Annotated in this window: 21 protein-coding genes; 15 read left to right on the forward strand and 6 right to left on the reverse strand. The window is 40.5% G+C overall.

Translation table 11 applies throughout. The features are described from left to right. Window positions 1-5: 5 nt before the first annotated feature. The 6 genes from WC743_RS24235 to WC743_RS24260 all read right to left on the reverse strand — a co-directional run bounded on the left by WC743_RS24235 (window position 6) and on the right by WC743_RS24260 (window position 3,443). Window positions 6-650 (reverse strand): hypothetical protein, encoded by a 645-nt coding sequence (locus WC743_RS24235; protein ID WP_373016133.1) that lies wholly within the window; start codon window positions 648-650, stop codon window positions 6-8. Further along, window positions 647-955, reverse strand: a complete 309-nt coding sequence (locus WC743_RS24240) for a hypothetical protein (RefSeq protein ID WP_373016134.1) — start codon at window positions 953-955, stop codon at window positions 647-649. The genes WC743_RS24235 and WC743_RS24240 overlap by 4 nt, the downstream gene beginning before the upstream one ends. Continuing rightward, entirely contained in the window at window positions 952-1,572 is a 621-nt protein-coding gene (locus tag WC743_RS24245) for a glycosyltransferase (protein WP_373016135.1), read from the reverse strand. Before WC743_RS24245 ends, WC743_RS24240 begins: the two co-directional genes overlap by 4 nt. Then, window positions 1,563-2,264, reverse strand: a complete 702-nt coding sequence (locus tag WC743_RS24250; protein WP_373016136.1) for a glycosyltransferase — start codon at window positions 2,262-2,264, stop codon at window positions 1,563-1,565. The genes WC743_RS24245 and WC743_RS24250 overlap by 10 nt, the downstream gene beginning before the upstream one ends. Then, entirely contained in the window at window positions 2,261-2,890 is a 630-nt protein-coding gene (locus WC743_RS24255; RefSeq protein WP_373016137.1) for a glycosyltransferase family 2 protein, read from the reverse strand. Before WC743_RS24255 ends, WC743_RS24250 begins: the two co-directional genes overlap by 4 nt. A 361-nt stretch (window positions 2,891-3,251) precedes the next feature. Next, complete coding sequence (locus tag WC743_RS24260; protein ID WP_373016138.1) at window positions 3,252-3,443, reverse strand: hypothetical protein; 192 nt, start codon at window positions 3,441-3,443, stop codon at window positions 3,252-3,254. 90 nt (window positions 3,444-3,533) lie between these two features. Between WC743_RS24260 and WC743_RS24265 the strand changes: the two genes are divergently transcribed. The 15 genes from WC743_RS24265 to WC743_RS24335 all read left to right on the forward strand — a co-directional run. Then, entirely contained in the window at window positions 3,534-3,665 is a 132-nt protein-coding gene (locus WC743_RS24265; RefSeq protein WP_373016139.1) for a hypothetical protein, read from the forward strand. 2 nt (window positions 3,666-3,667) lie between these two features. Further along, window positions 3,668-4,504: a hypothetical protein gene (locus tag WC743_RS24270; protein WP_373016140.1), complete on the forward strand. Its 837-nt coding sequence runs from the start codon at window positions 3,668-3,670 to the stop codon at window positions 4,502-4,504. Between the two features lies 1 nt (window position 4,505). Beyond that, complete coding sequence (locus tag WC743_RS24275; protein ID WP_373016141.1) at window positions 4,506-5,786, forward strand: phage major capsid protein; 1,281 nt, start codon at window positions 4,506-4,508, stop codon at window positions 5,784-5,786. 77 nt (window positions 5,787-5,863) lie between these two features. Beyond that, window positions 5,864-6,343, forward strand: a complete 480-nt coding sequence (locus WC743_RS24280; protein ID WP_373016142.1) for a head-tail connector protein — start codon at window positions 5,864-5,866, stop codon at window positions 6,341-6,343. After that, the gene (locus tag WC743_RS24285; RefSeq protein WP_373016143.1) at window positions 6,340-6,633 is read left to right on the forward strand and encodes a DUF6527 family protein; all 294 of its coding nucleotides are present in this window, start codon (window positions 6,340-6,342) and stop codon (window positions 6,631-6,633) included. Before WC743_RS24280 ends, WC743_RS24285 begins: the two co-directional genes overlap by 4 nt. Window position 6,634: 1 nt before the next feature. Then, a complete protein-coding gene (locus tag WC743_RS24290; RefSeq protein WP_373016144.1) occupies window positions 6,635-6,994 on the forward strand; it encodes a phage head closure protein in 360 nt (119 codons plus the stop codon). Further along, window positions 6,982-7,389, forward strand: a complete 408-nt coding sequence (locus WC743_RS24295) for an HK97-gp10 family putative phage morphogenesis protein (RefSeq protein ID WP_373016145.1) — start codon at window positions 6,982-6,984, stop codon at window positions 7,387-7,389. Before WC743_RS24290 ends, WC743_RS24295 begins: the two co-directional genes overlap by 13 nt. Window positions 7,390-7,439: 50 nt before the next feature. Beyond that, on the forward strand, window positions 7,440-8,462 hold the full coding sequence (locus tag WC743_RS24300) for a DNA cytosine methyltransferase (protein ID WP_373016146.1): 1,023 nt from the start codon (window positions 7,440-7,442) through the stop codon (window positions 8,460-8,462). A gap of 78 nt (window positions 8,463-8,540) precedes the next feature. Then, window positions 8,541-8,954 (forward strand): hypothetical protein, encoded by a 414-nt coding sequence (locus tag WC743_RS24305; protein ID WP_373016147.1) that lies wholly within the window; start codon window positions 8,541-8,543, stop codon window positions 8,952-8,954. After that, on the forward strand, window positions 8,942-9,418 hold the full coding sequence (locus WC743_RS24310) for a hypothetical protein (RefSeq protein ID WP_373016148.1): 477 nt from the start codon (window positions 8,942-8,944) through the stop codon (window positions 9,416-9,418). Before WC743_RS24305 ends, WC743_RS24310 begins: the two co-directional genes overlap by 13 nt. Then, complete coding sequence (locus WC743_RS24315) at window positions 9,415-9,750, forward strand: hypothetical protein (protein ID WP_373016149.1); 336 nt, start codon at window positions 9,415-9,417, stop codon at window positions 9,748-9,750. The genes WC743_RS24310 and WC743_RS24315 overlap by 4 nt, the downstream gene beginning before the upstream one ends. Continuing rightward, window positions 9,726-10,220 carry a hypothetical protein gene (locus WC743_RS24320; RefSeq protein ID WP_373016150.1) on the forward strand — a complete coding sequence of 165 codons (495 nt, stop codon included), beginning with the start codon at window positions 9,726-9,728 and terminating at the stop codon, window positions 10,218-10,220. The genes WC743_RS24315 and WC743_RS24320 overlap by 25 nt, the downstream gene beginning before the upstream one ends. A 166-nt stretch (window positions 10,221-10,386) precedes the next feature. Then, window positions 10,387-10,782, forward strand: coding sequence for a hypothetical protein (locus WC743_RS24325; protein WP_373016151.1), 396 nt, complete (start codon window positions 10,387-10,389; stop codon window positions 10,780-10,782). A 5-nt stretch (window positions 10,783-10,787) separates the two neighbouring features. Further along, the gene (locus WC743_RS24330) at window positions 10,788-11,066 is read left to right on the forward strand and encodes a hypothetical protein (RefSeq protein WP_373016152.1); all 279 of its coding nucleotides are present in this window, start codon (window positions 10,788-10,790) and stop codon (window positions 11,064-11,066) included. Continuing rightward, window positions 11,066-12,912: hypothetical protein (locus WC743_RS24335; protein WP_373016153.1), on the forward strand; the 1,847-nt coding region annotated here is incomplete at its 3' end. The genes WC743_RS24330 and WC743_RS24335, both read left to right, overlap by 1 nt.

Consider the following 12,912-nt stretch of genomic DNA (forward strand, 5'->3'; position numbering starts at 1 on the left):
TTTAATTATAAACCCTGACAACGCAGGATGATTGAATCGTTTGATTGTTTATCATAAAGTCCGGCGTACTGGACGTATTCCGGCAGATGGTTGAATTTAACAAAATAGCTATATAGTATGGCACTTAGGCAACTTTGGTCGTGGCGATGATTTGCCCAATCTCCGTTAAATAAGCCTAACTCACAAGCAGATTTTAAACCATTCCACAGCTCACTCCCACTTACAGTTCGCGTATCGAAACCCATAAATCCGCTTTGTATCATCGGAATTTCTTTAGCTACTTCCCGGTCTATACCATAATATTCCAAAGTTACATCATTGGTGTAATCACCTAACCAGCACCCATTGCCCTCGAACCAATAACCTTGTTCGGATATTATATCAAACAGTGGCTGGATAGGTGCAACCGCCCAAACCGAGCAGTCGAGCCAAAGTATTTCGGTGTAGCCAGCGTCAATAGCCTTCTGAATAGTATACACCTTGAAGGCATAATTATTTTCTGTATGTAACGGCGCACCCACCGAACGCTCATGTATAAAGCCGAGAAAATCAATGCCCGAGGCGTTATCCCGCAAACTGTTCGATAGTCGGGCCAAACCGTCTACGTATCTCGAATTTTTTGTAGCTAAACTAACAATACACTTTTTCATGCTTCCGGTTTTGCTTCGCGTTTATCAGCCTCGAACTCTAATCCCGGATTAAGTTTAACAGATTTGATAGCTTCCCTTACTTTTTCAATGTTGTACAATTGAAAATTAATATTTTGCCTTTGGGCAAAGATATTTTTAGCAGCTTCTTCGTAGGGTTTTAAATAGTGACTGCCTAATGATTTATAAAAAAATTCGGCGAAAAGTTTCCACCCATACCCAATAATAGCTTCTAAGGCTCTCGCTTCGTTCTCTGTTAATTCTAAAGTCACTTTAAAATCAACAGTCGTTTTTATTTCTGCATTCATTTGTTTGATATGTATTTATAAAAATAAAGATTACCAGGTATAGTTACTTCCGACTTCAATAAAGGGAGCAATCGCATTGAATATCCATGATCTTCGCCAAAAGATATCTCAGGGAAACCCGCTTGTAAAGCCAATTCCCGCTTAACAGGACTAATATGGTTAGGAGTGCGATAATATACACCGTTCCGCTCATACCATGACCTGTATTCTTTGGATATGTGCCACTGACGGTGATTTCTGCTGTCTGTAGTTATTAAACCACTTATCCCTATACAGTCCGCATCCTGAAGTGTAGCTGAGCATATCTGTTTAAGATAATTTGGTGCAACCTCGTCATCATCGTCCACAAATACGATATATTTACCGGTAGCCCGTTCAAGCAACTTATTCCTTTTAGTACCTATGTTATAATCCATAGAAGCGTCAACAAGAATTTCAACGGGAGGATTATAAGCTGTTCCCGGACCCCACAAAGATGGTTCTTTGCTCGGCACCTGTTCAGGTAAAGTAATATCCTTTAATTGAGAGGTAAGCGATGTTAAAAGCACCATCAAATACCAATGCCGCTTCGGCATTGTAGCGATAAGTACGCTGAGAACGGGCTGTCTTAATTCCATTTTATAGCTGAATAAGGTATAACTGGCTCGGCAATGCCGAAATTAGTTTTTAGCCGCTCGTTGAATAGATTTTCACCTTGCGCCCAGGTACTATCATTCCGAACGCTAACAGCATCCTTTTTAAATTTACCAGTAGTGTAATGGGCATGCTCGAAAGTCAAATCTAAAGTGATTACTTTGCCCAACATATGACCTACAGCAGTCATCTCCTGATCGCAAAACATGTGATCATATTCTGGAAAATAAATATAGTTGTACCCGCTATAAATACACCGCTCATAATACTTTCTGTCCATAATAGGTAGGGTCATAAGAGTGGGCTGTAAACCATCTACCGTTTTAACTATAAAATCTTCTTTATACTGTAATTCTCCTAAAAGGGCGTAATCCCAGTTTTCAAAAGGTAAAAAATCATCACTTATAACTACAAATAATTCGTTTGTAGCCCTTAAAGCCCCATTATTAATAGCATCAATCGCTGAACGGTTTCGGCTAATTTCTAAAAAGAAAAACTGATGTAAATCATTATTCTGATAAAAAGAAACATATTCTGAAAGGCATGGATCATTTTGATCTATTGACACGATCCACTCTATGTTTTCAGGTTTACGTGCCGCATCAACCCATTTTTTAAGGGTTGACTTAAATATTTCGGGGCGTCCCCGAGACGGGTAAATTACACTTATAGTCATTTGTAAGGTATAAATTTATTGTTTAATATACTTGCTTCGTAAAGCGGTTTATTGTGACGAATACCTGTAACCCGGTCAGCATCTACAACACTGGACTTACAGGTAGCATGTTCATCATGCGAATAGAATAAACCTTTAGAATCAGAAATATCTATAAAAGGCGCGGGTATAAGCCCCATGTTGTAAATACGCTGAGACAGCTCCGCATGCTCATATCCCCACTTAATAAATCGCTCGTCAAAGCCTCCGGCAGTTTCAATGCAATGTCGGGTAAAGAATAACATGCATCCACGCGGCAACGCGTATTCAGTATAATTACTCTCCTGCGTAACTACAGGTCGATCAAATATATACATCGCATGATTCAAGCCCGATTCGATGTATTTATAAACCCAATCGATATCCAAACTGTAGATATCATCGTCTAAAAGCACGATAAAATCCGGGGCATTCTCCATACACTTTGCCATGCATCTGTTCTTCGCTATAGCAATGCCTTCATATTTATCATCGCGATATACTTTGTATGAAACATTTACCGGCGTGTTCTCAACTAACCGTACAAAGGTTTCCGCGAATAGTTTCTCACGATTTTTCGTTGTTGTAATACCTATGCAGATTTTCATTCTTGACAAAATTTATTTTCTAACGCCTCTAAACAAACAAAAAACTGTGTGTAATCTTTTATAGTAGGGTAATAATGATAACCGTAGTTAGCATTTTCTTCTTTACCCATATACAGATGCCGTACGCCATCGAATTGGGCCACGCCTTCAAAAAATATTTCGGCGGTAGAATGCTCGGGAAGCCAAGCTTGTTCGCATAGATTAGTTGTATTGCTAACTTCTACACCTATAATCTTAATGGCCTAAAAATTAAAACCACCCATGTTATCTTTCGCAATATAGTACAATCTTAGCCACGAATTAATTTCTAAAAAAGGGGTATTTTCCGGTATTTTACACAGCAATATAAGTTCTGCTAACGTCATTTCTTTTTCCACAACATTTCCCTTTCTACCTCGTAGCCAAATAGGGACATGAAGTTTTTAATTGTTTTCGGTTTTGCGTCCCCCGCCCTAATAGCTTTTACCGTCATACTGGCGGTAGACTGTTTCATTTTACCGATATGCCACTTAGGTGTTTTGGTAATATCCGCAATAGCTTCTTGTAATGTCATACGGCAAATATATCAATACAATTTGATATATCAAAGTCAACTGATAATAAAAAAATAATTATTTTCTTTCGTTTATCTATTTTTGGGACAATGAAGGATAAAACTATTAGCCAGGAACAAGAGGATAAGCTAAAAAAGCTTAAAGAGAAGACCTCTGACCCCGAAGTTAAAGCTGCCATTGAAAAAAAACTAAAGCAGGGTAATAAACCTTTTAACAAATAAACATGCCTTTTTGTAAAGAACTAAAACAGGACTTCGCGACTAAAAAGGAAATGTTTGTCGCTCTTAAAGAGCGCAAAGAAGAAATTATTGGCATTAAAAAAGCAGCTATTAAGTTTTCAGACCCTATTGCCTTAATGCTCCGGGACCTGGATGCTCAAAAAGTAGAAGGTAATAATACCCAAATAGGCATAGGCTCAACTATTTATGCGGTAATTAATACTACCAAGTACTTTGACAGCCACGGCGATGTGCATTGGGACGGTATATGGGATGTTTCTGTGAAAGATCAGAAAAACAAACTGTATTATATTATAAATCACGAACTGGAAATAGGTAAAATTATAGCCTTTCCCCGTGACGTTGATCCCTCTGTTAAGACTGTTACATGGGCGCAGTTAGGTTTGCCCTATACCGGCAGCACACAGGCACTGGTATATGCCGTAAAGTTAACGGAGAAAACAAATAAGGATTTCCTTGCCGCTGTTTCGGATAAGGAAGACCTGCAAAATTCGGTACGCATGCGCTACATTAAGTTCACGCTTTGCATGAACGACAGCGATTCGGAATTCGCAACTGAAAATAGCAATTTCTGGAAATACTTACCGGATATTGCGAATAAAGAGGATGTTTTAGAAGCCGGGTACTACTGGTTGGTAGAACAGGCCGCTATTGAAAAAGAAGGATCTGCTGTATTGTTTGGTTCAAATGATGCAACACCTATATTATATTCAGAGATCATAAGTGACCCGGCTAAGTCCAGTCAGCTTGAAGAAGATAAAACCGACCCGCCGCAGGCAGTCGAAATAACTAACAAAAATTATTCACATTATTTTATTTAAAATGTTTAAATACAAATCTGCGGCGGAACTTGCCAAAATGAGCGAGTACGAACTGGAAAAATACCAGGACGAAAAAGCCAAACACGAAGCAAAAATTGCACAGGACGCGGGTACCGAGGCGGGTAAAGCCGCAGGTGCTGATGCTGCCAAAACAGAGGTTGAGCCTTTGAAAACAGAACTTGACGAGTTGAAAGGCGAAGTTAAGGTTATAAAAGACGAACGCGATCAGTATAAAGTTGAAATGGAAGCCAATTTGGCCGAAATTAATCGCTTTAAAGCTGCTGCAAAAGAAAATGAAAAGAAAGGCCGTTTCTTTGACGAAGCGTTGAACGATGCTTTGAGTGAAGAAAAAACGATCAAGGAATTGCAACAGTTAAAAACTGACAGGAACGCCAAAGTTACTTTAACATTGAAAGATGTAGGTACTATGGGCATTTCCAGTATCGCAGATATCAGCATGGCAAATGCGCAATTGCGCCCCGGTATTATATCTATACCTAATCGTCGCATACACATGCGTAATATAATGAACACCGGTCGTATGACGACTTCGGATTTCCATTATTTACGTGAAGTAGGCGGAGAGGGTGACGTGGATATGTGGGCTGAAAACAGCGGTAAAAAACCAGCTTTAGACCTGGACTACATCGAGAAAACAGCACCTTCACAATACATTGCAGGTGTGCTGGATATCAGTCGTAAGTCTTTGGACGATATCGCTGCTTTACGCGGTACTTTAGCACCTCGCTTGTTGGAGAAATTCCTTATCAAAGAAGATCAGCAGATCCTTTCTGGTTTAGGTACTGGTTCACAACTTGAAGGTATTCTGCAAGTTGCAGAAGCTTACGATGGTTCTAAAACCCGCTTGGTTGAGAAAGTTATCGATGCCATAGGCCAATTGGAAGAAAACGAGTTCTATGCAGACGGTATCATTATGCGTCCTCGTGATTGGGCTGCTATAGCAGTAACGGTAAGTACTCAGCAAGAGTTCACTTTACCAGGTTTAGGTATTGTTACTATGCAAAATGGAGTACTTTATCTGAATGGGGTTCCTGTTTACAAAATGAACGGCATGCCTTTGGACAACCGCCAGTTCTTAGTAGGTGACTGGCTTATGGGCTCGCAATTGCTTATCCGCGAAGACCCACGCGTAGAGGTTTCATACGAGAACAAGGACAACTTCGAGAAGAACATCGTTACCTTCCGCGTGGAAGGCCGTGATGCCTTACCGATTTACTTTGACGATGCTTACGTTAAAGGTTCTACCGGCGCAACTACATAATAGGGGGTTTTTCATAATTAATTGTTTAAAATGCAATGCCCTGAAAAGCATTGCATTTTTTATTTAACTTTACATACATGACATACTTAGATGTAATTTCGGTAACCGACGTAGATAGCTGGCTGTCGCTCGGGTTAGACCCCGACGATGAACAGGCGGTAAAGGAAGTCGAACGGCTAATCAAAACCTCGATAGACTGGGTGGAAAATTATACCTCTTATCGGCTATATGAACGTACAGAAACTATTGCTAACAGCAGGTGTGAACAATCCATAGCGCTTTACCCTATAACCGTAGTAAGCGTTACCTATCAGGACCTTAGCATGGCCAAATACGAGAAATACGTATTGCCCACCAAACTGAAAATAAAGTGTCCGTGGAACAGCATTATCACTCTTACAGTGGGTTACACCGACGCCGCTGATATTCCCTGCCCGCTGGTTGATGCCTGTTACAAGCTGATAACATATTTGTATGAGAACCGCGATATGTACCAGGCAGGTTTACCTACCGATGTGCAGATACTTATTAATCAGTACCGGAGGGCTTTGATATGAAAACTCTGAAAAAGGTGATTATAAGTCATAAATATGTCGATTTAATGCCTCCGTACGACGAAATGTTGCAAGATATAATATACATTAGTTTGCCTTATAAAACAGCAATTCACCGTTGTTTATGCGGATGTGGTGAGAAAACAGTTACCCCGCTAAAAGAGGGGTATGGCTGGCAATTATCCGTTAATCATAAAGACGGTAAAATATCACTATCTCCAAGTATAGGGAATTATAATTTTGAGTGTAAGTCACATTATATCATTACTAATAGTGTAGCTAATTTTGTCTGATATGAATAAGATATTCAATAACAAAAGCTCTTATGATCCCGGCAGGCTCCGTTACGCCCTAACGTTTAGTAACGAACAAACCACGCAGAATGAATACGGCAATAGTGAAGTTACGGTAGTTACTTCTCTTATCACTAAAGCGGCCAAATTACAGATAGGCAGCTATGATCAGTATGCTTTAGAAGCCGGAGCAAGTATGCTGCGCAATGACGTTTACTTTGTCATCCGGTATCGTAAGGACTGGGTACCGGAAAAAGATATGGTGGTTGAGTGCGATGGTAAAACGTACAAGCTGCATGCTATTATCGAACTCGATCAACCCGTCCACTACTGGAAACTTTTGTGTATATGGCAAGGATAAAAGGCATACAGGACGCTTTGCGCGATATGCAACGGCTGGTTGAAAAAGTCAATCGCGCTAAAAAGGTAGCCGAGCTTAGGGTAGCCGAACGTATGGCTGCAGATGCACGTGCATTAGCGCCTGAGGACAAAGGATTGCTTATCGCAGGCATTGATACCAAACAAACCGAGAACGCAACCTCTGTCGTATCGGAAGCAGGGTATTCAGCTTACCAGGAGTTTGGCACCGGGCCGCTTACATCTATCCCGCAAGGGTTGGAAAGCTATGCAAAAGAGTTCTTTGTAAACGGCGAGGGTAACACCGCCCCGCAACCTTTTTTCTTCCCTGCCATATTTAAACACCGCGAGGAATTAATACCCGAGGTGGAAAAAGAGTTGCAGAAGTTAAATAAATGATTTAGGTTTGTTGTTCCGCTAATTCAGGCGGTGTAAAAGCTTGACAGCAAATGAATGTTTTATCTCTTTTCGACGGAAAGTCGTGCGGTCGTTTATGTCTACAACAGGCCGGTATTAAAGTAAAAAATTATTATGCTTCCGAAATTGACCCTTACGCTATTAAAATAAGTAAGCAAAAATGGCCTGATATAAAGCATATAGGCGATGTACAATCTATAGATATAGATAATAGTTGGTATTTGGGACATACAAATATATCTTATGATAAAGGCGTCATAATGCTTAACGGGGATATTGATTTACTAATGGCAGGTAGTCCTTGCCAGGGGTTTAGCAACGCAGGATTAGGAATGAATTTTGAAGACCCCAGAAGTAAATTGTTTTGGACGTTTATTCATCTTTTAAGGCAATTGCAAAGAGGTAACCCAAAGGTTTTATTTTGGCTTGAAAATGTTAAAATGAAAAAAGAATGGCGAGATATTATTTCAAAAGAATTAGGTGTTGAACCTATCGAATTAAATCATGGCATTTGTTCTCCTACGGAACGTAAGCGGTTATATTGGACTAATATTCAAGGAGTTAAACTTCCTTCAAATAGTCATATCATAATTAATGATATTTTAGAACATGAAGTTTCGTATAAATATTTAATAACCCAAAAAGCTTTGGAGCGGGGGCAACGAAAAACATATTCTAAAATGCGTTTTAATCCATCTAAATGTGGCACTTTAAATACGAAAAATAATTCAGGCCAAATGAGTATTGATAGTGGTACAACACTTATTCAGGTGGGTGTAGCAGATGGTATAAAAGGGCATGAAAGTAAAACTCGCGTCTATGATCCAAAAGGAAAATGTCCTACGTTATTAACGCACCAAGGTGGACACCATCACGCAAAAATAGCTGTGGATGAAGAACTATGGCGTAGGCTAACGCCTTTAGAATGTGAAAGAATACACGGACTGCCTGATAACTATACAGAGGGCGTTTCGGATAGTCAAAGATATAGAATGATAGGTAATGGATGGGAGTGTCGTGGAGTTACTGAAATGCTTAAAGCTATTAACTTGTAGTTCACGTCAAGCTCTATAAGTTTTTAACCGCAATAATCATTGATTTGATATTGCGGTTTTTTATTTATCTTTACCAACATGCTGATTAGCCCGGACAAGTACATACGTAAAGCATACATCGAAGCATTGGCTAATGCGGGTGTACCTGTCTATGCTAAAAAAGTACCCATTGATAAAGCTATTCCGCAAAAATATATCCTGCTATCTACTCAAACCAAACAGCGTACCGCCGTTTCAAAGAACGGGTGGGAGTGGAATACGCAGATCACTATAGATATGGTATTTATAGGTGAAAAAGGAATATCTCAAACGGATAAAATCGACGATCTCGAAGGCATAGTGATCGAGGTAATAGAAAACGGAATTTCAGTTGACGGTTTCGCAGTTAAATCGACAGTATTGATAAACAGTCAGCCACTTGATACCGAAACGCCGAAAGAGAGTATTGAACGCAGGATATTAATATATGAACATTGGGTATGTCAGGTATAGCAGGAAGATTGATCGGATTGTCTGCCAATGGCGACTTTTTTGCTTGCGAAACGTCAAGTGAGTTTAACTGTACAGCAGATATGCTGCCTGCTACTTCCCCGCTTTCGGGTAGATGGAAGGAATTTATTCCCGGCAACCGCACCTGGACAATGTCCGTTAATCAGAAGCTGTTACTTGAAAGTGTACAGGATGCAAAATCCATGCTGCATGTTATATTCTCCGGCCTTCCGGTTTATTTGCAGTTCAGGACTAAAACAGGTGTTGAGCCTGAAATGATCATATATGGTAATGCTTATCCGCAAACCATAAACTTTTCAGCGCCGGGGCAAGGTGCCGCGACAACGCAAATATCATTTCAAGGAACAGGGCCGGTAAATACCAACTTCGAGGACTACGATCTGATCATTGACCAGATGCCGCCTGAAGCCGACTGGCCGCTTATAATTGATACGAATATATTATGACAGGCTTAGGTTTTATATTGCATGATAACGGGTGGAGTTGCAGCAATGAAGTTGATTTCGAGACGGAATATGACCGCATAATTGTCGATGGCGAAAAAAAATCAAAACATACTTATAAATTAAAGTTTAATAGTATATTTGATGGTATTGGTGTACTTGCTTTAAATTCACCTGTTTACTGTATTTTTAAAGGTAAAGAACAACAGGCATTTACGGGCATGATCAGCCAGATAAAAGATGGTAAAGTACATATTACCGTTAAAACTAAAAGTGATAAATTAACAGAAATTAAAAATAAAATTCAATCATGGCACAAACAACTAACGTCTTAGAAGGTAAGTTAACCGGTGTTTGGCTGGACATAGGTAATGGCTTGGAATACTTCCGTTGCCAGACTGACGCTCAGTTGCAGTTAACAGCCTCAACAACTGAAAATGATACCTGTAAACCTGACCAGACAGATGGTGCGGAGAATGTAGGTTTAAGTTGGGTTACACGTACTGTGGATAGTAAAGACTGGCAAATCACTTTTAGCGCGAAAGCTTTCTTGGATAGTTTAGGAGCTAATCAATCCGCTTTAGCGCAGTTCTTCATTAACAGTTCTACTTTGGAAGTTGAAGCTGAGTTTGCGACTAATGCTAATTTCGCCTCTCACAGCCATCCGGTAGATGATTTCTACACAGGTACAGGCTTACTAACCGGGTTAACTATCAACGGTCCTGAAAGTGGTGATTCTACCTATGATGTAACAATCGATGGTAATGGACCGCTTACTTTTGAACAGGTACCGCATACCACCTAATAAATGGAACGGGTCAAAATACTGTCTATAAAAGACAGGCGCAACGGGCGATACACGGTAGACTATATCGTGTATGCCCCCTGCTTCTGTTCATACGAGCGGTTTTTTGAACAATTCACTAAAAAGCCTACAGACAAGGAAATTAAAAAAGCAATTATAGCAAAGCATGGAAATATCTATTAACGGCGAAAAGTACGGGTTACTTTGGGGACTTGCGGCAATCGACCGCTTTTGTAATTTAGTAGAACTTGATCTGGAAAGTGCCTTGAACCTGGTATTCGCAGGGGACGGTAAATCGCAGATTTCCCAAACCATAGCCCTTTCTAAGTTCATAACCTGCGCTATTGATAGCTATGCTAAAGTAAACAAGACCGTAGGCGGCATTAATCACGAGCAAATATTAATGGAGTTTGATAACCAGGGCATCACGTTAGTGGAAGGCGTACTGGACGACTTCTTACATTCTAAAATACTGGGCCAGAACGTTTCGGATTACTTAGGTATTACAGTTACCAAAGTAGATGATACTAAACCAGCAACAAAAAAAAACAAACTTCTATAGGTGAAATGCTGGTTCTGGCCTATGAAATGGGCCTCAAACCTTTAGAAGTAGAATCTTGTACTTTAAGGGAGTTTGACCTGTTAATGACGGGCTATCACCGGAGGGAAGAAAAAGAATGGAATCGGACGCGGCACATGATGTCATACATTGCAAGCTGCGCATACGGTCAAACCAAGTTCGTAGCGCCGAGAGACGTAATCGGATTGGAAATGGATAAAGAGGACGGTCTGCGTCCTATAACAACAATGAAGCAGGCTCTGGCTTTGCTAAACGAATTTGAATAATGGCAGCAAGGCTCGAATATGAAATAACAGGTAGTGTTTCAGGACTGGCCGCAGCAGCCTCTCAGGCAACAGGTATTCTTAATGGTTTGCAGCAACAAATCGCAAAAGCGAATCTAAATCTTTTTAATAATGATGACCCCTCAAAAGCCCAAGCATTAGGAGGGGCTTTGGTTATATTAACTAATCGATTTAAAGAAGTTTATGATACAGCAGTTAAAGGAAGTCAAGCTTTTAAGGAAGGTTTACAAACTACCGCTTTAGATAATCTTAGTAATAAACTTTCTGTCCTTACAGGCAATGCGCAGCTATTTGGACAGACAATTAAAAATAGCCAGCAACAAATAACAGCCTATCAGTCAGCTATCAATACTTTATTATCTTCCGGACTTTCTCCGTTCGACGATAAAGTTACTTCGCTTAAAACAAAAATAGATGCTTTAACGCGTTCTATTGAACAGCAGAAGCAAGCGACTAAACCCGTACCACCTCCGGTAGATGAACGTACCCTGGGTCTTATTGAAGCCGCTACGCGTGATCTGAATGAGTTTAGGGAAGCGAAGAAGCGGGCGCTTACCGTTAATGAGATAGCTATATTCGATCAGAAAATAGCGCAGACTGAGCAGCGGTTAAGAGGTTTACAAAACGCGGGGGGTAATCTTACCCAAGCTTTAAATGCTACAGGTAGAAGCGCCCTGAGTGCAGGTGTTGGTATTAACAGTTTTAACCTGGAACTGGGTCGTATCGTACAGGATGCCCCGTTCGCGGCTAATAACTTCGGGGCTATTGGTAATAACATTACCCGTGCATTTGAGGTATTGCCTCAATACCGGGATCGCTTACGAGAAGTTATTATCGCCCAAGGTGGTACAGCTACTTCCGGCGCTATACTACGCCAAGGGCTATCTTCTTTATTTACCGGTTTTAGCGGTATATCGTTAGCCTTATCTCTGGCTATTTCGGCTTTTACTATATACCAGCAACGTCAACTGGCAGCCGCTCGTGAGTCACAAAAGCACAGGGATGCCGTAGAAGAACAGAAAAGAGCTTTAGAAGATTATATTGCTACGCTTTCAGCGTCAAGCAGGGCAGAAGCTGGTGCCTTTGGCAACGTGCAGGATAGTATTGTTAAGCTGAACGAGGAAGTATATGCTATTAAAAATAATACTAAAGCTTTATTTGATGGTTTAGCCGCCCGGCAAGCTATTGCACGGGATTTTCCTGAATTTACTAAAGGTTACGATACTGCCAAAGCCTCTGTTGCAGACTTTACTACTATACTTGAAAAAGGTACTGCCGCTTTAGAAGCCTTTGGACGTGTACAAGCTGCGAATGATCTGGCTAAAGGTTTTCAGAAAACGCAAATACAAAACCAGGTAGCTGCAAAAAGTTTAATACCTACTTTACAGAGTTTAAGCGCACAATTAGAAAAACTCCAAACTAATTTTCGGTTTGGGCAAGATTTTGATGAGACCTTAGGCCCTGCCCTGCGAGGTATTGCAGGGTTAAAAAGGCAAATAACTGAATATAATACAGCCGCTGCCGCAGCAGGTAAGCAGGCCAAGGCTTTCTACGATGTAGCTAACCAAGATCTGCCGCAAGCTTCAAACGGGCAATTGCCGAAGGTAACTAAAACAGCGCAGGCAGCTGTTGACCCGTTCATAGCTATATCAAATGCGCTGGATGATATTATTCGTAAAAACGGATCATTAGCTAATGAATCCGGTTTGCAAGGTTATGAATTAGCTATTCAAAAAATAAAAAATAACTATGTCAGCATCAATGCCGAAATAGATAAACAGGAACAAAAGTTAAACGCTCTTTCGCGGAAAAAACTTACCCCTTTCCA

The organism is Mucilaginibacter sp. (genome assembly GCF_041660805.1).
GTDB lineage: Bacteria > Bacteroidota > Bacteroidia > Sphingobacteriales > Sphingobacteriaceae > Mucilaginibacter.